General features: G+C 30.8%; 20 protein-coding genes and 2 pseudogenes. 8 read left to right on the top strand and 14 right to left on the bottom strand.

The window, feature by feature from the left end:
- Positions 1-10: 10 nt before the first annotated feature.
- The 6 genes from A0083_RS06955 to A0083_RS06930 all read right to left on the bottom strand — a co-directional run bounded on the left by A0083_RS06955 (position 11) and on the right by A0083_RS06930 (position 3,328).
- Positions 11-994: a beta-ketoacyl-ACP synthase III gene (locus A0083_RS06955; RefSeq protein ID WP_120760011.1), complete on the bottom strand. Its 984-nt coding sequence runs from the start codon at positions 992-994 to the stop codon at positions 11-13.
- Entirely contained in the window at positions 981-1,970 is a 990-nt protein-coding gene (gene plsX, locus A0083_RS06950; protein ID WP_043020168.1) for a phosphate acyltransferase PlsX, read from the bottom strand. Before plsX ends, A0083_RS06955 begins: the two co-directional genes overlap by 14 nt.
- Before the next feature lie 5 nt (positions 1,971-1,975).
- Entirely contained in the window at positions 1,976-2,122 is a 147-nt protein-coding gene (gene rpmF / locus A0083_RS06945; RefSeq protein ID WP_012662034.1) for a 50S ribosomal protein L32, read from the bottom strand.
- Between the two features lie 14 nt (positions 2,123-2,136).
- Complete coding sequence (locus tag A0083_RS06940; protein WP_197553024.1) at positions 2,137-2,490, bottom strand: hypothetical protein; 354 nt, start codon at positions 2,488-2,490, stop codon at positions 2,137-2,139.
- Complete coding sequence (ndk, locus tag A0083_RS06935; protein ID WP_039664506.1) at positions 2,490-2,903, bottom strand: nucleoside-diphosphate kinase; 414 nt, start codon at positions 2,901-2,903, stop codon at positions 2,490-2,492. Before ndk ends, A0083_RS06940 begins: the two co-directional genes overlap by 1 nt.
- Positions 2,904-3,043: 140 nt before the next feature.
- Positions 3,044-3,328 (bottom strand): ferredoxin, 4Fe-4S, encoded by a 285-nt coding sequence (locus tag A0083_RS06930; protein WP_043020167.1) that lies wholly within the window; start codon positions 3,326-3,328, stop codon positions 3,044-3,046.
- A 184-nt stretch (positions 3,329-3,512) separates the two neighbouring features.
- Between A0083_RS06930 and A0083_RS06925 the strand changes: the two genes are divergently transcribed.
- From A0083_RS06925 to flhB, 5 genes and pseudogenes are all read left to right on the top strand, one after another.
- Positions 3,513-4,109 (top strand): peroxiredoxin, encoded by a 597-nt coding sequence (locus A0083_RS06925; RefSeq protein ID WP_039664504.1) that lies wholly within the window; start codon positions 3,513-3,515, stop codon positions 4,107-4,109.
- A 244-nt stretch (positions 4,110-4,353) separates the two neighbouring features.
- Positions 4,354-5,556 (top strand): annotated as a pseudogene (locus A0083_RS08335) (PDC sensor domain-containing protein); the annotation flags it as partial.
- A 390-nt stretch (positions 5,557-5,946) separates the two neighbouring features.
- Positions 5,947-6,339: pseudogene (locus A0083_RS08330) on the top strand (methyl-accepting chemotaxis protein); the annotation flags it as partial.
- Positions 6,340-6,474: 135 nt separating this feature from the next.
- Positions 6,475-8,565 carry a methyl-accepting chemotaxis protein gene (locus A0083_RS08220; RefSeq protein WP_197553020.1) on the top strand — a complete coding sequence of 697 codons (2,091 nt, stop codon included), beginning with the start codon at positions 6,475-6,477 and terminating at the stop codon, positions 8,563-8,565.
- 90 nt (positions 8,566-8,655) lie between these two features.
- Complete coding sequence (flhB, locus tag A0083_RS06910; RefSeq protein WP_120760914.1) at positions 8,656-9,732, top strand: flagellar biosynthesis protein FlhB; 1,077 nt, start codon at positions 8,656-8,658, stop codon at positions 9,730-9,732.
- Here the strand turns inward: flhB and A0083_RS06905 are convergent.
- On the bottom strand, positions 9,724-10,503 hold the full coding sequence (locus tag A0083_RS06905; protein WP_197553018.1) for a sulfite exporter TauE/SafE family protein: 780 nt from the start codon (positions 10,501-10,503) through the stop codon (positions 9,724-9,726). The genes flhB and A0083_RS06905 overlap by 9 nt on opposite strands.
- A 108-nt stretch (positions 10,504-10,611) precedes the next feature.
- Between A0083_RS06905 and pseA the strand changes: the two genes are divergently transcribed.
- From pseA to A0083_RS06890, 3 genes are read left to right on the top strand one after another with little or no spacing between them, the layout of a single operon-like run.
- The gene (gene pseA / locus A0083_RS06900) at positions 10,612-11,748 is read left to right on the top strand and encodes a pseudaminic acid biosynthesis protein PseA (RefSeq protein ID WP_120760916.1); all 1,137 of its coding nucleotides are present in this window, start codon (positions 10,612-10,614) and stop codon (positions 11,746-11,748) included.
- Complete coding sequence (gene hisH, locus A0083_RS06895; protein ID WP_120760917.1) at positions 11,745-12,356, top strand: imidazole glycerol phosphate synthase subunit HisH; 612 nt, start codon at positions 11,745-11,747, stop codon at positions 12,354-12,356. The genes pseA and hisH overlap by 4 nt, the downstream gene beginning before the upstream one ends.
- Position 12,357: 1 nt before the next feature.
- Complete coding sequence (locus A0083_RS06890) at positions 12,358-13,095, top strand: HisA/HisF-related TIM barrel protein (RefSeq protein WP_197553016.1); 738 nt, start codon at positions 12,358-12,360, stop codon at positions 13,093-13,095.
- Here A0083_RS06890 and pseH (A0083_RS06885) read toward each other — a convergent pair.
- The 7 genes from pseH (A0083_RS06885) to A0083_RS06855 are packed head-to-tail and all read right to left on the bottom strand — an operon-like array spanning position 13,063 to position 17,572.
- Complete coding sequence (gene pseH, locus A0083_RS06885; protein ID WP_197553014.1) at positions 13,063-13,527, bottom strand: UDP-4-amino-4,6-dideoxy-N-acetyl-beta-L-altrosamine N-acetyltransferase; 465 nt, start codon at positions 13,525-13,527, stop codon at positions 13,063-13,065. The two genes, A0083_RS06890 and pseH (A0083_RS06885), sit on opposite strands and share 33 nt — an antisense overlap.
- Positions 13,524-14,195, bottom strand: a complete 672-nt coding sequence (locus tag A0083_RS06880; RefSeq protein WP_197553012.1) for a PIG-L deacetylase family protein — start codon at positions 14,193-14,195, stop codon at positions 13,524-13,526. The genes pseH (A0083_RS06885) and A0083_RS06880 overlap by 4 nt, the downstream gene beginning before the upstream one ends.
- On the bottom strand, positions 14,182-14,871 hold the full coding sequence (locus A0083_RS06875) for a methionyl-tRNA formyltransferase (RefSeq protein WP_197553010.1): 690 nt from the start codon (positions 14,869-14,871) through the stop codon (positions 14,182-14,184). The genes A0083_RS06880 and A0083_RS06875 overlap by 14 nt, the downstream gene beginning before the upstream one ends.
- The gene (pseH, locus tag A0083_RS06870) at positions 14,868-15,371 is read right to left on the bottom strand and encodes a UDP-4-amino-4,6-dideoxy-N-acetyl-beta-L-altrosamine N-acetyltransferase (RefSeq protein WP_197553008.1); all 504 of its coding nucleotides are present in this window, start codon (positions 15,369-15,371) and stop codon (positions 14,868-14,870) included. Before pseH (A0083_RS06870) ends, A0083_RS06875 begins: the two co-directional genes overlap by 4 nt.
- Positions 15,368-16,192 (bottom strand): UDP-2,4-diacetamido-2,4,6-trideoxy-beta-L-altropyranose hydrolase, encoded by an 825-nt coding sequence (gene pseG, locus A0083_RS06865; RefSeq protein ID WP_197553006.1) that lies wholly within the window; start codon positions 16,190-16,192, stop codon positions 15,368-15,370. Before pseG ends, pseH (A0083_RS06870) begins: the two co-directional genes overlap by 4 nt.
- Entirely contained in the window at positions 16,176-16,901 is a 726-nt protein-coding gene (locus tag A0083_RS06860; RefSeq protein ID WP_197553004.1) for a WbqC family protein, read from the bottom strand. Before A0083_RS06860 ends, pseG begins: the two co-directional genes overlap by 17 nt.
- Positions 16,898-17,572, bottom strand: a complete 675-nt coding sequence (locus A0083_RS06855; protein WP_197553002.1) for a class I SAM-dependent methyltransferase — start codon at positions 17,570-17,572, stop codon at positions 16,898-16,900. Before A0083_RS06855 ends, A0083_RS06860 begins: the two co-directional genes overlap by 4 nt.

Below are 17,572 nucleotides of genomic sequence, written 5' to 3'. Positions count from 1 at the left end.
TAAGAAAAACTTATTTGTTATTTTCTCCACCAAAGCGAAGTAGTGCAGATCCCCAAGTAAATCCACCGCCGAAAGCATCAAGTAGTATCAGCGAGCCTTGTTTTAAACGCCCTTGTTCATAAGCGTCATTCATAGCCATAGGGATTGAAGCAGCTGAAGTATTGCCGTAGTTTTGCACGGTAACTACACACTGTTCATCTTTAAAATTAAGCTTTTCTTGTACAGCTTTAATGATTCTTAGATTAGCTTGGTGTGGTATGAAAAGATCGATTTCTTCGCTTTTGATGTTGTTTTTAGCAAGAATATCGATCACATCATTACTTAAGGTATTGACCGCGATTTTAAATACCTCATTGCCTTTCATTTGCATTGAAAGCGGAACGCAAATACTGCTTTGTTGTGATCTTTGGGTCATTAATAAATCGCCAAATTCCCCATCGCTAGCAGTGTGAGTGTCTATAATAGGATAAGTATCATCTAAAGATACTACCCCTGCACCTGCACCATCTCCAAATAAAACACATATACTTCTATCGGTATAATCCATAATAGAGCTAATTTTTTCAGCTCCTATGATTAGTACATTTTTTTTAGCACCGCTTTCAACCATGGATTTTGCAAGTTCAAGTAAGTAGATAAAACCCGAGCAAGCTGCTGAAATATCAAAAGCAGTGATATTCTTTAGACCAAGATTATGGGCAATTTTACATGCAGTTGATGGCATGGTAAAATAATCTGGACTTAAAGTAGCAACAATAATTGCATCGATATCTTCAGGGTTTAAATTTGCCCTTTGAATAGCTTTAATAGCTGCTTTGGTGCCAAGATCACTTGTGTTTTCATTTTCACTTGCGATACGTCTTTCTTTGATACCTGTTCTTCTTAATATCCATTCATCACTAGTTTGCACCATAGATTCTAAATCATGGTTGCTAAGAATTCTTTCTGGGATATAAGAAGCTATACTTTTTAAGGAAGCTTTAGTTGATTTCATAATTAGAAAGTTCTTTTTCTATGGTTTGATTTATATTTGATTGTGTGAAATTTAATGCTTGAAAAATTGCATTTTTAATAGCTTTTGGTCCACTTTTACCATGGCTAATGATAACACATTCTTTAACGCCCAAAAGCGGTGCTCCGCCATACTCTTCATAATCAATATGTGTTTTTAGCTCGTTAAAAGCTGGCTTTGCTAAAAGGTAGCCAAGTTTAGCTAAAAATGATTTTTGAATTTCCTGCTTTAAAAGTTTGGTAATAACACTTGCAACTCCCTCGCCTGTTTTTAGCAAAATATTTCCGTTAAAACCATCACATACTAATACATCAATAGTACCATTAAAGATATCTCTACCTTCAGCATTTCCTACAAAATTTGGAAGTTGTTTTAAAAGTTGGTGAGTTTCTTTAGTAAGTTCATTGCCTTTGCATTCTTCTTCACCATTTGAAAGTAATGCAACTCTAGGTTTAGCTATATTTAGAATTTCTTTCGCATAAGCCTCACCCATAATGGCAAATTGGAATAAATGCTCACTTTTGCAATCTACATTTGCACCCACATCTAAGACAAGTGTTCTTGAATGAATATTTGGCATTAAAGTTGCAATTGCTGGTCTAGCAATGTTTGCCAATCTACCTAGTCTTAATGTAGCTAAACTCATCGTAGCGCCACTATGTCCAGCAGAAACTACAGCTTTTGCCTTTTGATTTTTTACTAAATCTATGGCTTTATAAATAGTACTATCTTTTCTTTTTAATGCATCTGTGGAATTTTCTTCCATGGCAAATACATCAAAAGCTTCTTCGTATTCTATGTATGATTTTAAATCTTGAGGGATTAAGGTTTCAAGTTTTTGAGGATCTCCCACTAAGATGGCTTTAAATTCTCTTTCTCTTAGAGCTTGAATTACGCCTTCTATGATAGGTTTTTCCCCAAAATCTCCACCCATTGCATCAATAGCAATGCTTGTCATCGTTTTTAGTATTCCTTAGTTACTGGATTTACACGATGAGGCATTTTGTAGCTACCATCTTTGTCTTTAATAGGCATAGGTAAGGTAACTTTGTAATGAGTTCTGCGTTTTGCTGCACGAGTTTTGCTCACTCTTCTCTTAGGTACTGCCATTTTTTACTCCTTTATTAATTTGAACATTTATTACAATAAAAATAATCACTCAAATAAGATTGTAACTCGCTAGTAGCAAGTTCTATTAAATCAATATGCGAATCAAAAAATTCCATCGTGTCGCTTAAAGTGTTATTTTCATCTTTAAAAATTCCATCACTTGCAAAAAGCTCAATGTTTTGATCGATTTCAAGCTCCATTTCATCGCCACATCGATCGCAATTTCTATAAGCAAATCCTTTAAAATTAGCTTCTATTTTTGCTAGTTTTGGATTGGCTTTTTTGATGGTTCCTTCAAAAACTATATTATCAAGATCTAGTTTAAAAGGATAAGCCACAGAGCTGAGTTTTGCAAATGCGATTTTCATTATAAAATTTCAGTTTTTGAAAAGAAAAATTCTATTTCAATTTTAGCATTTTCTAAGCTATCGCTTCCATGAACCGCGTTTGCATCAATACTATCTGCAAAGTCTGCTCTAATAGTACCAGGAGCCGCTTCTTTTGGATTTGTAGCACCCATTAATTCTCTGTTTTTTAATACAGCATTTTCGCCTTCTAAAACAGAAACCACAACCGGACCACTGATCATAAATTCTACTAAATCTTTAAAAAATGGTCTTTCTTTATGAACTGCATAAAATTCTTGTGCTTCTTTTTCTGAAAGTTGCACTTTTTTTGTTGCTGCTATTCTTAGACCATTGTTTTCAAAGCGTGATAAAATTTGACCAATAACGCCTTTTTTTACCGCATCAGGTTTAATAATAGAAAGTGTTTTTTCCAAAATCGTCCCCTTAATTTTAATAAGTTTTATGTTTATAAAAGAGCTAATTATATCAAAAAATGCTTTAAAATTATATAAAATTTAGTGTTTATAAAAGAAGTTGTAAGTATCTTAAAAAAGATACTTACATAAAATATAGATTAAGCAAATACTGGAGTTGATCCATCTCTTAAGTCGCTTCCGATACTGTCACGGCTTGGTTGTCCGCTAGCAACTTCACTCCACACAATACAACCATCAGTTGGACATGCGCTTGCACAGGCTGGTTGATCATTGTGACCTACACATTCTACACATTTATCAGCATAAACATAATATCTATCTTCACCCTCTGGATTGTTTGCATCATCAACGATCGCACTTACTGGGCATTCATCTATACAAGAACCACATGCTATACAAATATCAGTAATTTTAACTGCCATTTTTTACTCCTTAATTTTAATATTTAATGTAAGATTATCAAAATTGTGTTAATTTTATTCTTAAAATCGCTTAATTTTGATAATAAAAATAGTTTCTGGATAATTTTACACAATTAATATGTTTTTAAATTTATAAATGATATTATTTTCTTACAAATAAAATTTATTAATTAGGAGAAAGAATATGATAGTTACTAAAAAAGCTATTGATTTTACAGCACCAGCTGTACTAGGAAATAATGAAATAGTTGGAGATTTTAATCTTTATAAAAATATAGGTCCAAAAGGTGCAGTGGTCTTTTTCTATCCAAAAGATTTTACTTTTGTTTGCCCATCTGAGATTATTGCTTTTGATAAAAGATATCAAGATTTTAAAGATAGAGGTATTGAAGTGATCGGCGTATCTTGCGATAATGAATTCTCTCACTTTGCATGGAAAAATATGCCAGTAAATCAAGGTGGTATAGGTCAAGTTAAATTCCCTTTAGTAGCTGATTTAACAAAACAAATTGCTAGAAATTTTGATGTATTATTTGAAGAAGCAGTAGCTTTAAGAGGATCTTTCTTGCTTGATGCTGATGGAACAATCCGCCATGCAGTGATTAATGATTTGCCACTTGGAAGAAATATTGATGAAATGATCAGAATGGTTGATACTATGTTATTTACTAATGAACATGGTGAAGTTTGTCCTGCGGGTTGGAATAAAGGCGATGAAGGTATGAAAGCAGACCCTAAAGGTGTTGCAGATTATCTAAGCAAAAACGAAGGCAAACTATAATTTACTAGCTGAAAGAATATCTCTTTCAGCTTTTTCTGCAATATCTTGTTACAAAACTACAATAATTTTTTATTTCTATTAATAATTTTTATTTTTTAATAATTTATTGTACATCCTATAAATAGGATATTTAATATCTTATTTGTTTATTTTTCATTGTGTTCTATTAATTAACTTGTTATCTTTGTTGTATTAGTGGCACTATAATTGACTGTATATCAAAAACTACTTAAAGGAATTTATTATGAATTTTTCAATTTCAAAGAGTTTATCCTCAAAGCTTATTTGGGTGATGTGTGTGTGTATGGTTTTAATCGTTGTCGTGATTAATACGGTTAGTTATTTTAATTCCAAAAATGATACTTTTGATCTGTTAAATGAAATTCAAGTAAAAAATATGACAGATGCAAACGCATTGTATGATTTTTATGGAAATACTAAAAGAATGGCAATAGAGTCTTTAGCAGAACAATTTTCTACAAATTTAAATATGCCAACTGAAGAAATAATGCATATTCTTAAATTGGCAGCAAAAACATCAGGATTTGAGCTTGTTTATATAGGATTTGAAGATAGTGGAAAGAATTATCAGTCTGATGGTGAAATACTTGATTTATCAAAAGGTTATGATACTAAAAATAGAGGTTGGTATAAAGAAGCTAAAGCAGCTGGTGGATTTATCACAACTGATCCATATAAATCGATTACAACGGGAGAGATGGGTATTACTTATGCAATTCCTGTGTATGCAAATGGAAAGTTTATAGGTGTAGTTGGTGGAGATTATAACCTTAAAACATTTTCCAAAGATGTTTTAGCTATAGGAGACTCTCAAAGTTCTTATGCTGCGGTTTATGATAAAGAGGGAATGATAATTTTTCATGAAGATGAAGGAAGAATGCTTACTAAAAATGATCTAAGCACAAATATTGCAAATGCAGTTAAATCAAATCCAAGTTTAATTGATCTAACCAAAGAAAAAACTTTGTTTTATGCTAAAGATGGTAATGGTAAAACTCAAGTAGTAACATGTAATCAAGCCTTAAATCCTAAATATATGGTGTGTTCTATTACTGATGAGTTAGTTTATACTGATATGGTCAATAAGGTTTTATTTCAGCAAGTGGTTATTGCTATTATTGCGATTGTATTTTCATTGATTTTAGTGAGAATTGTAATCACTAGAAATTTAAAACCTATTGCGGTAATTACTGCCGGCCTTAACTCTTTCTTTGATTTTATCAATCATAAAACTAAAGATTCAGCTATGATTGATGTAAAAAGCAATGATGAACTTGGTGCTATGGCTAAAGCCATTAATGAAAACATCACTAAAACTAAAAATGCATTAGAACAAGATGCTAAAGCAGTAGAACAATCAGTAGAAGCAGTAAGAGAAGTTGAAAGTGGTAATCTAACAGCAAGAATTACTGCAATTCCTAGCAACCCACAATTACTTGAACTTAAAAACTACATCAATGAAATGCTTAATGTATTAGAACAAAAAGTAGGTTCTAATATGAATGAAATTAATAGAGTATTTGATAGCTATAAAGCATTAGACTTTACTACTGAAGTTAAAAATGCTAAAGGTGGAGTTGAAGTAACCACAAATGTATTAGGTCAAGAAATTGTAGCTATGTTAAGACAATCATCTGAATTTGCTTCTTTATTAGCAGATGAAAGTGGTAAATTACAAAGTGCGGTTAAAAACCTAACTGATTCTTCATCTTCTCAAGCTTCTTCTTTAGAAGAAACAGCAGCAGCACTAGAAGAGATTACTTCTTCTATGCAAAATGTTTCGCATAAAACTAGTGAAGTAATTGCTCAAAGTGAAGAGATTAAAAATGTTACTTCTATTATTGGAGATATTGCAGATCAAATTAACCTACTTGCATTAAATGCTGCTATTGAAGCTGCACGTGCTGGTGAACATGGTAGAGGATTTGCTGTTGTTGCAGATGAAGTTAGAAATCTAGCTGAAAGAACTCAAAAGTCTTTGGGTGAAATTGAAGCTAACACAAATATCTTAGTTCAATCTATCAATGAAATGGGTGAAAGTATTAAAGAACAAACTACAGGTATTACTCAAATTAATGATGCCGTAACTCAAATTGATAGCGTAACACAAGAAAATCTAAAAATAGCTAAAGATAGTGCAGCTATATCTGATAATGTTAATAAGATAGCTAATGATATCTTAGAAGATGCTAGAAAGAAAAAGTTTTAATTATTAAGAATAGGGTTTATCATAGCCCTATTTTTATATAGAAATTGTATTAAAGTTATGATTTAATAAGTCGGGTAAGATATTTTTATAAAAATAAAAAATTATTTTAATAATAATATAAATCAAGGAGGCGTTATGCTTAAAAATTTAAAAATAAGAACAAAAATAATCGCAGTTGTGATTTCCATAGTGGTATTGGGTATTGTAATTTTAGCGGGATTTTTTTCTATTCAAGCTTCAAATATTTTACACAAAGAGGCTGATAAAATTCTTCAAATTAATTCCTATAGATATGCAAATATAGTTCGAGGAACAACAGAAAGTGTGTATTCTACATTATCAGGTATTGAGGGTATTGTAAAAGATAATTTCTATAATACATATAACATAGATGAAAATAAAATTGAGAGAATTTTAAGAGGAGTGCTTGATTCAAATGATAAAATAGCATATATGTATGTGTATTTTGTTGATGGCTTAGGGCTTGAAAACATTAATCCAAAATTAGTTACAAAGCAAAATAAAAATTTTATATTGCTTCATGATACATCTTTAAAAAATAAAGGTGGTGTAGAGCTTATACAAGCATATGATGAATTTTTAAATGATCCAAGTATTAAAGATGCCATAGCAACAAAACAAGAAGCTATAGGTAAACCACAAATTTTTAATATTAATGGAAAAGAAAATTTTGCATATAATATTGCTATTCCGATTATTAAAAATAATAGGGTTGTGGGAGTTATTGGAGCTTTAGGAAGTTTGGCGCATTTTAGAGATGAGCTTACAGATCCTCAAAGAAGTATTTTTAAAGATGATCAAAGATTATTACTTGGAGAAAATGGACTTATCGCAGTTAGCCCTATATCTAAATTTACCGGAAAAAATATTTCAGTAGTTAATCCTCATCCTAGCGCAAAAACGCTAATTCAATTACAGCAAAATAGAACCAACACTGTTTTTGATTTTACCCGTGCAAGAGATGGGAAGAAAAATAGGGCAGCGATAACTACTTTTAATCTTTGGGATAATTCAAAAGATGCATGGTCTATCGTAACTATGGCACCAATTAATTCAATTGAAAAGCCAATTGTAAATCTAATAGGAATAGTCATAGCTATATCTTTTTTAATTACATTGATTATAATTATAGTAGTATTCATTTACATCAATAAAGCAGTTAGCTCAAGAATTGTAAATCTACAAAACAATCTTTTACATTTCTTTAAATTTATCAATCACGAAACTAAAGATACCATTTTAAGTAAAGACACTAAAACTAATGATGAATTAAGCATTATGGCTAAAGCCATTAATGAAAACATCACTAAAACTAAAAATGCATTAGAACAAGATGCTAAAGCAGTAGAACAATCAGTAGATACAGCCAAAGAAATAGAAAGTGGTAATCTAACAGCAAGAATTACTGCAATTCCTGCTAATCCTCAGCTTATAGAATTAAAAAATGTTTTAAATGAAATGCTTAATGTATTAGAACAAAAAGTAGGTTCTAATATGAATGAAATTAATAGAGTATTTGATAGCTATAAAGCATTAGACTTTACTACTGAAGTTAAAAATGCTAAAGGTGGAGTTGAAGTAACCACAAATGTATTAGGTCAAGAAATTGTAGCTATGTTAAGACAATCATCTGAATTTGCTTCTTTATTAGCAGATGAAAGTGGTAAATTACAAAGTGCGGTTAAAAACCTAACTGATTCTTCATCTTCTCAAGCTTCTTCTTTAGAAGAAACAGCAGCAGCACTAGAAGAGATTACTTCTTCTATGCAAAATGTTTCGCATAAAACTAGTGAAGTAATTGCTCAAAGTGAAGAGATTAAAAATGTTACTTCTATTATTGGAGATATTGCAGATCAAATTAACCTACTTGCATTAAATGCTGCTATTGAAGCTGCACGTGCTGGTGAACATGGTAGAGGATTTGCTGTTGTTGCAGATGAAGTTAGAAATCTAGCTGAAAGAACTCAAAAGTCTTTGGGTGAAATTGAAGCTAACACAAATATCTTAGTTCAATCTATCAATGAAATGGGTGAAAGTATTAAAGAACAAACTACAGGTATTACTCAAATTAATGATGCTGTGGCTCAAATTGATAGCGTAACACAAGAAAATCTAAAAATAGCTAAAGATAGTGCAGCTATATCTGATAATGTTAATAAGATAGCTAATGATATCTTAGAAGATGCTAGAAAGAAAAGATTTTAATCGTTAAAATAATTTTAATCCAAGTGTGAAATTTGTAGATACTTGGATTAAATGATATAATCTTGCTTTAAATTCTTATAAGGTTTTTTTATGGCTGCTGATGATCAAGAAAAAACAGAAGAGCCCACGTCCAAGAAAATAGAAGATGCGCGTAATGAGGGTAATGTCCCAAAAAGTCAAGATGCATCCGCTGTGGCTGTACTCGTTATAGCGGTTTTTGTGGTGTTGTTTATGTTGCCTTTTATGGGCGAAAGAATTAGTGGTTTGTACAGGTTTTATCAAAGTTTTATAGGTATTGAGCTAGATATAAAAATCTTACAAAAAATCATTATAAAAACAGTTATTGAAATGTTTATTATGGTTTTACCTATCACTTTAACGATTATGGTGGCGGGTGTGCTTGGAAACTTAATGCAATTTGGGTTTATTTTTACAACTAAACCTATTACACCAAATTTTAATAAAATTAATCCCATTAATGGTCTTAAAAATCTTTTTTCTTTAAAGAAAATTATCGATGCTTTAAAAATCATACTCAAGGTTGGGGTTGTTTTTGGTATAGCGTTTGTGTTTTTATTGCAATTTATGCAAGAGTTGCCAAGAGTAGAGCTTTATACGATTTATCCGCAACTTTTATGGTTAAGGGATAAGGCTATCATACTTGCTGCGGTTGTTATTATAGCTTTTTTGATTATAGGTCTTTTAGATGTGCTTTTAGTAAGGTATCAATACTTTAAAAATTTACGTATGAGTAAGCAAGAAATCAAGGATGAATTTAAACAAAGCGAAGGGGATCCTTTAGTAAAAAGTAGAATTCGTCGCTTGCAAATGGAAGCAGCAAGACGTAGAATGGTGCAAGATGTTGCTAGTGCTGATGTAGTGATCACCAATCCTACGCACTATGCGGTTGCCTTGCGTTATGATAATTCTAAGGAGGCTGCGCCAAAGGTTTTGGCAAAAGGGGTGGACTTTTTGGCTTTGCGTATTAAAGATATGGCATATGAGTATAATGTAATGATTTATGAAAATCCTCCTTTAGCAAGAGAGCTTTATAAGGCTTGTGAAGTTAATGATCTTATCCCGCCAGAGCTTTTTAAAGCAGTGGCGGAAGTGCTAAGTTTTGTTTATACTTCTAATAGGCAAAAATTTGCCGATAGACTAAAATAAATTTAGTTTTTTAAGTAAACTAAAAATAGTCATGCTAATCGAAAGCGTATAAATACCTAAAAGTGCTATGCGGTGAGAATTGAGGTTGAGTTTTTCCATGATTTTAATACCAAGATAAACTCCTAGCATAGAGCTAACACCCACTAAGGTTCCATTGTGCAAAACCTCCTCATCAATAATATCATTGTATACAAAAGAACTAATGCCTGAAATGGAAGCAAATATAACAAAAAATAAGCTAAGAGGAACTACTTTTTTGGTGTCATATCCTAAAAAATATGCCAAAATTGGGGTGATCAAAAGACCGCCGCCAATACCCAAAGAAATAGCAAAAATACCTGTAAACATACCGCATACTAATAAAATAAAATTTTTTAAAATATTTGTGTGTTGAATGTTGCTTACGGTGCTTTTTTGATTAAAAGCAAATTTTAAAAAGAAAACAATACTCACACATAAAAATACACTTGTGAGTGTAATATCTGAAAAATACGAAAGCAATACCCCGCTAAACATCGCACCTAAAAAGCCTCCAAAGCCTATGATAAGTCCATCTTTTAAGATTAAATTTTTCTTTTTATAGTTTATATAAGACCCAAAAACAGAAGCAAAGATCATCTGTGCAACTGAAATTGCCACAGCATGGTGGGAGCTTAGTCCTAAAGTAAGCATAAAAGGGACAATGATCATTCCACCGCCTATACCAAAAACCCCTGAAGCTATACCTGAAAAAATTCCTATAATCATATAAGGAAGTAAAGTTAAATCCATGATTAGCCTTTTGCAAATAAAAACATTGTAACAAAATAAAATTTATTTAGCTTTAGAAAATATAATCATAGTCGATTTAATAAAGTTTATGATATTTTTGGAGTAAAAATGAAATTTTGTAAAAAATGTGTAATGCCAGATACTAAACCTGATTTGCATTTTGATGATGAGGGTGTTTGCGATGCTTGCCGTTCTCAAGAAGCGAAAAATCAAGAAATAGATTGGAAAAAAAGAGAAGAAGAATTTTTAAATCTTGTTAAAAAATACAAAACGCACCCAGTATATGACTGCGTGATAGGGGTTAGTGGCGGTAAGGACTCTACTTTTCAAGTGTTAAAATGTCTTGAGCTTGGGCTAAATCCTCTTTGTGTGTGTTTTGAGCCAACTATCCCTACTAAAATAGGTAAAAAAAATTTAAAAAATTTAAATCAACTTGGAGTAGATTTAATCCATATCAAAAGAAATCCTTTGGTGTATAAAAAATTAGCTAAAGAAGCTTTTATAAGAACAGGGGATAATGAATGGCAAAATCACTTAGGAATTTTTACTTGTGTGCCAAAAGTGGCAGTTGCCTTTGGTATCCCTTTGATCATTTGGGGTGAAAGCCCTCAGATTGAGTATGGTGGTCCGGCTAGTTCTAAAGAAAAAAATACTTTAGGTAGGGAATGGCTTGAAGAATTTGGTGGGCTTTTGGGTAATAGAATTTCTGATATGATCGGTGTTGATGGTATTAGTGAGAAGGATTTGTATTTTTACACTTATCCGAGCGATGAAGAGCTTCAAAGGGTAGGAGTTACAGGGTTGTTTTTGGGGTATTATTTTAAATGGGATTATAAGTATAACTTAAAGGTATCTCAAGAAAATGGTTTTAAAACTAGCACAAAACCAGTTGAAACTACTTATGAGAATTTCGAAAATTTAGATTGTTATTCCAATCATGTACATGATTATTTAAAATACTGCAAATATGGCTTTGGAAGAGCAACTGATAATGCATGTTTGGACATAAGGCTTGGGTATATTAGCCGTGAAGAAGGCGTAAGGCTTGTGAATAAATACGATGGAAAGCCACCTAAAAAAGCTATCAAAAAATACTTAGAATTTAGCGGATTTAGTGAGCAAGAATTTGAAAAAATTGTAGATTCTTACACTAATAAAAAAATTTTTAAACGTGATGAAAATGGTAAGTTTTTAAGAGATAGCGATGGGTCTTTGATAAAAAAAGATGAGTTTGTTTTAAAATGATTTGCATTGTGGATTATCATCTTGGTAATTTCAAGTCTGTCTTGAAAGCTTTTGAAAAAATCGGCCATAAAGTGATTGTAAGTTCTAAAAAAGAAGATATAAAAAATGCTTCTAAGCTTGTATTACCAGGTGTTGGATCTTTTAAACAAGGCATGAAAAATCTAAAAAAACTTGCTTTAGATGAAGTTTTAAAAGAATGCGTTTTGCAAGAAAAAAAACCCATTTTGGGAATTTGCCTAGGTATGCAGCTTTTTGCTAGCAAGGGATATGAGGGCGGAGAATGCAATGGACTTGGCTTTGTTCATGCAAATGTTTTGAAATTTGATTTAAGTAAAGAAAAATTATTGCACAGTGGTTGGGATGATTTGCGATTTGGTAGCAACAAAAGTAGGCTTTTTGATGGAATTTTAGAAAAAAGCGATTTTTATTTTGTGCATTCTTATTATGTAGAGTGTTTGGAGAATATAGAAACTTCTTTTTGTGAGTACGAAAAGCCATTTTGTGCGAGTTTTGAAAAAGAGAATATTTTTGCTGTGCAGTTTCATCCTGAAAAAAGCCAAAGTGTTGGTCTAAAACTTTTGGAAAATTTTGCAAATTTAAAGGCTTAGTATGCTTAAAACTAGAATTATTCCTTGTGTGTTGCTAAAAGATCATCAATTAGTTAAAAGTATCGGCTTTGCTTCATTTAGGACTATAGGGCATATGGTTAGTACTGCTAGGATATATAATGCTAGAAATGTAGATGAGTTGATCGTTTTGGATATAAACAAAAACGGCAAGATAGATTTTGAGAGCTTGGAAGATATAGCTAATGAATGCTTTATGCCTTTGACAATTGGAGGTGGGATTAGAACTTTAGAAGATATTAGAAAGGTTTTAGATATAGGTGCGGATAAAGTTAGTATAAACTCCATAGCTTTACATGATCCAAATTTTATCAAAGAGGCAGCAAATACTTTTGGAAGTTCTTGTGTGGTGTGTTCTATTGATGTTAAAAAAGATAAGGGTTATTTTAAAGTTTTCAATGATGAAATCTTAGATATAGATCCACTAGAGCTTGCACTTAGGTATGAAGCTTTAGGAGCAGGGGAGATACTTTTAACAAGTGTTGATAAAGAGGGAAGTGCTTTGGGGTATGACTTGGAATTACTGAAGTATTTTCAAGATAAGTTAAAAATTCCACTTATTATTAATGGTGGGCTTTCTAAACCTCAAGATGGAGTAGAAGCTATAAAACTAGGTGCAAACGCACTTGCTGGTGCTTTTATCTTTCATTTTAGTCAATATACGCCAAATGACATCAAAAAAGAACTTTTAAAACATGAAATTCCTGTGAGGATTGTTTAAAACTACAAAATAAAAATCACAGTCTTCTTTGGTGATTTCAAAGCTATGTCTTAGATATAAATTTAGAGCTTTTGTGTTTTCTTTAAAAACACAAGCGTTTAGAGTTTGAACTTTTAAAATATTAAAAGCATAGTTTTTAACTTCTTGCATTAAAAGTTCACCTACTCCTTTTTGTATGCCATAAAGCCCAAATTCACATGAATGATTGGTTATATTGATAAAATATATTACTCCTATTTTTGTATCGTCTTTTAATAATAAAAAATATTGTTGTTTGTTAATTTCTTTGAGTTTTTGTAAAAATAACTGATGTTCTTCTAGGCTAATATGTTGTGTTTTCATAAATTTAGAAACATGTGAAGAATTTCTTATGTGGAAAATTTCTTTTGCTTCTTCTTCGTCAAGTTCTGTAAAATTTTTATAAGTAATCATTTTATTGCCTTGATGCTTTTAAATGCTTCAGCATATTGAAGACCGACTCTCATTCCTTGATATTGAGCGTTGATTTTAATTCCTTCTAGACTTCTTGGGTGGGGATATTGTTTTAGTTCTGATTGGTAAAAAGACATAGCTTGTAGTTTTAGGTTCAATGTCGAGCTAATATCAAAAAAAACATCGGGTTGAAAACTCAAAGGATAGTTCCACTCTGTGCTAGATAAAATTTCAAAGCTATAAATTTCCTTTACACTTTCCTTTGGCATGGATCTTGTAGCTGTAATAGTTGCTTTGTATGTAATTTGATGATCAATATTTAAATCTTTTTCATAATGCGTGAAAATAATATTTGGCTGAATTTCTTTTTTTACTTCTTCAATGCTTTTAACAATATCCAATAAAGGAACTTTATCAAAAGCATTATCAGGAAAAAATCTTCTAAAAACTTTTTTGACGCCTAAAAAATTATTTGCTTTTGAAAGTTCTTCCTCTAAAATTTCTTGGTCTTTTGAGTGATTTTCATTTTCTCTACTTGTTTTACCTTCTCCGAGTATTAAAGTGAAAACATCATGACCTTGTTGTATATACCTTGCCATGGTGCCAAAGCATCCTAAAACCTCATCATCTGGATGGGCTGCTATAATCAAAATTTTATTCTTTTTCATAAAAAACTACCTCTGCTTTTACTTGATCGTGGCTTTTTTTTGCATTTTGGAAATATATTTTTATATTATTGATTTCTAAAAATGCTTTCGGGTAATCGACCGCATCAAGCATACGTATAAAATCATATATTTTTATCAAATTTGGATTTTTTATCATGCTTATATTGCTTTGGTCTTTGGTTCTTCTTTTGAAAACCACCACTTTTCCTTTTTGTTTTTGGGGAGTAATTTTTGTGTGTAAAATTTTTGGTATGAGTTTAAAAAATATAATTTTTGAAATTCTTTCGTAAATTTTTTGCGCATTTGAATTTTTAAAACTGATATCGTGTTTTAGGTATATCTCTCCACCATCTAGTGTAGCAGAGGCTTTTAAGGCGCAAATTTTACTTTTATATATTCCTCTTATGATCAAATTTTGTAATGGAGAGCCACCGCGTCCAAATGGTAAATTTCCAAGATGGAAAATGATACATTGGTAGTTGTCATAAATTTCTTGAGGTATGTAGAAAGACCAATGTGGAAAAAATATATAATCAGGATTGATTTTTGCTATATTTTTTAAGGTAAGATCGCTTTTGTTGGTTATAAGATAAAACTTATGTGCTTTGTGTAATTCTTTTAGTTGATGAAAATTATTAATATTATGTTCTCTAAGAGTTGCTATAATTATATTCAAACTGCAACTCCATATATTTGATTAAACGTATTTAAGTTGTTACCCCCCCCCATATATACAGGAAGTAAAGATGTGAAATAGAAATTATTGTCTTTTTTAATAATCTTAAAACCATGTTTTAAATATAATTTTAGAGCTTTTGTGTTTTCTTTAAAAACACAAGCGTTTAGAGTTTGAACTTTTAAAATATTAAAAGCATAGTTTTTAACTTCTTGCATTAAAAGTTCACCTACTCCTTTTTGTATACCATAAAGCCCAAATTCACATGAATGGTTGGTTATATTGATAAAATCAATTACGCCTATGATATTTTCATCATCATAAACTAAAAAATATTTTTTAGTATTGTCTAGCTTGAGTTGTGATAAAAATTTCAAATGTTCTTCTAAAGTAATATTTTGGGTTTTCATAAATCGGGCTATGTTCTCTTCATTACGCCATTTTAAAACAAGTTTTATTTCTTCTTGATTCAGATGAATGAAATCTTTTAAAATTATCATATCAGATTCTCCACTTCATAGCCTTTTTTCGCAAGCCATATTGCAAGTTTTTCTTGGTTTTTAGCATAAGCTATAGCTTTAAAATTTGCTTTTAAAATTAAAGCTTCATTGACTAATGAACTTGCACTAATGATAAGCTTTTTGCTTTCGTTCATTAATCTTGCAAGATTGGGACAGTCTATGAGAATTTGTATATTAGGGTTTTTTTGGCTTAATTTTTGCAAAGACTTTATATGTGAATTTGCCCTTGTGGTTGCTATGATGATGGTTTTGTTTTGGTTGAGTTTATTTGCAACATTTAAGGAGATGTTTTTTGGATCACTCCCGCCAATGCAAATAAAGTAATCATAAATTTTCTCTCTTTTTATTTTACTTTCCTCATAAAACTCATCGCGTATTAGAGCATAAGAAAAACCACACCTTAACTCACAGTATTTTGGTACTAAATTTTCATAGTCACTTTCTTTAGCATAGGCATTGACGTTTAACAAGATATCGCAAAAATGCTTTTTGATTTCATCATCAAAGCTTAGAATTTTTACCCCTGTTTCTAACTTGATAAGTTTTTCATCATCGGCGGTGATCTCATAATGATCGATGATTAAAAGATCAAATTTTTCCTTTTTGATGAGATTGATGAGTTCGTATATGCTAGCACTAGCTAGCTCATACACAGGGTAAGGAATTTCATCTATCAAAGAGCCTTTTAGTGATAAACATGCAAAAGCAACATCTTGGTATTGTTTGGCTAGTAAAAGATCTCTTTTAATATGTCCATGTCCTATGGTGCTAGAACTATCGCTTCTAAAAAGAACTTTCATAATTATACTCGTTCATTTTAATACATTCTTGAAATTTTGTATAGGGATTTTTTTCGTTAAACAAGAAATCTAAAATTCCCAAATAAGCTATAAAATTTACACCTAATTGTGTATAGGTTGGATGGATAAAATCAAAATATTCAATTGTTATATTTGCATTTTCAAAAATTTCTTTTGCTGTTTCTTTTTCGAGATAGTTTTTTGAACCCTCGGGTGAAAGGTAGTGGTTGGCATTTAATGACTGGCAGATTTCAAGCAACAATTTTTCTTTTTTCTCGTTTTTTAATCTCAAAGAAGAAGCCTGCAAAATAGGAGTTTTGATGTTTAAATGTTCGCAGTATATTTTGATTAATTCCATATTAAATTGCACTAAATGTGTGTGTTTAAATAAATTTTTTTCCAAAATATCATAGTATTTATTAAAGTTGATACTCTTAGAGTATGCGTGGTGGATTGTTTTTAGAAATTTAAATTTCCATTTGTCATCTTTTTCAAATAAAATATTTTGAAGCGGTGTTTTTTGCGGTGCTTTTTGCAGGTTTAGACCTAGTAAAAAAGTTTTATCTTGTAGTTTGATTTTGTTTCTATTTTGCCATGATCTGCGTTCAAATTGCACGTTATCCAAAAAGACAAAAGTATCAACGCTTTGTATCATATATATATAACCAAGCCATGGATTAAAGGTTGGTTGCATAATGGCTATTTTCACTTAATTTTCCCATAAATTACAATATCACTATCATTAACCAATCTTTCATCTTCTCCCATGATGTTGGTATTTTCATAGGTGAGCACTTTAAAATCATATAAATTTAAATGTTCTTTTAAAATTTCTACAAGTTCATGTTCTTGATATAGAGTGTTGATACACCCAAGTTCTCCTGTGGTGTTATCGTTTGTGATTTTAAAACAATTATGAGCTATTTTTTCTCCATAACCATATCTATAATCTTTTATGCTTCTTGTTCTTAAAAAAAACAATGCGTTTTCTTTATACATAGAATTTTCTTTAGAAATTTTTAATAATTTTAAAAAATCTTCCCGTAAGAGATAGTTAATCACATTAGGAATCATAAAAATATCTGCATTGATATTGGGATTTTTAAAAGGAAATTCTAAGATATTATCATGAAAAAATTGATAGTTTTTGCATTGGATTATTTCTTTGAAGTTATAATTGGCATTGTTGATATTTTCTTTGTTTAAATCAATCCCAATACATTCATAATCATAATTTGCAAATAAAGAAAGATTATTGCCATTAGAACAAGCAAATTCTAAAACTTTTTGATTATTTTGTTGATGTAGTCCCTGTTTGAAAAAAAATTTAATTACAGCTAAATCTGGAAATTTTAAACCTTTTAAATCTCTTAAATACAT

The organism is Campylobacter sp. 2014D-0216 (assembly GCF_014931215.1).
In the GTDB taxonomy this organism is placed as follows: Bacteria; Campylobacterota; Campylobacteria; order Campylobacterales; family Campylobacteraceae; genus Campylobacter_D.
The sequence above is the reverse complement of the archived record's forward strand: the minus strand, read 5'-3'. Positions and strand labels throughout refer to the sequence as shown.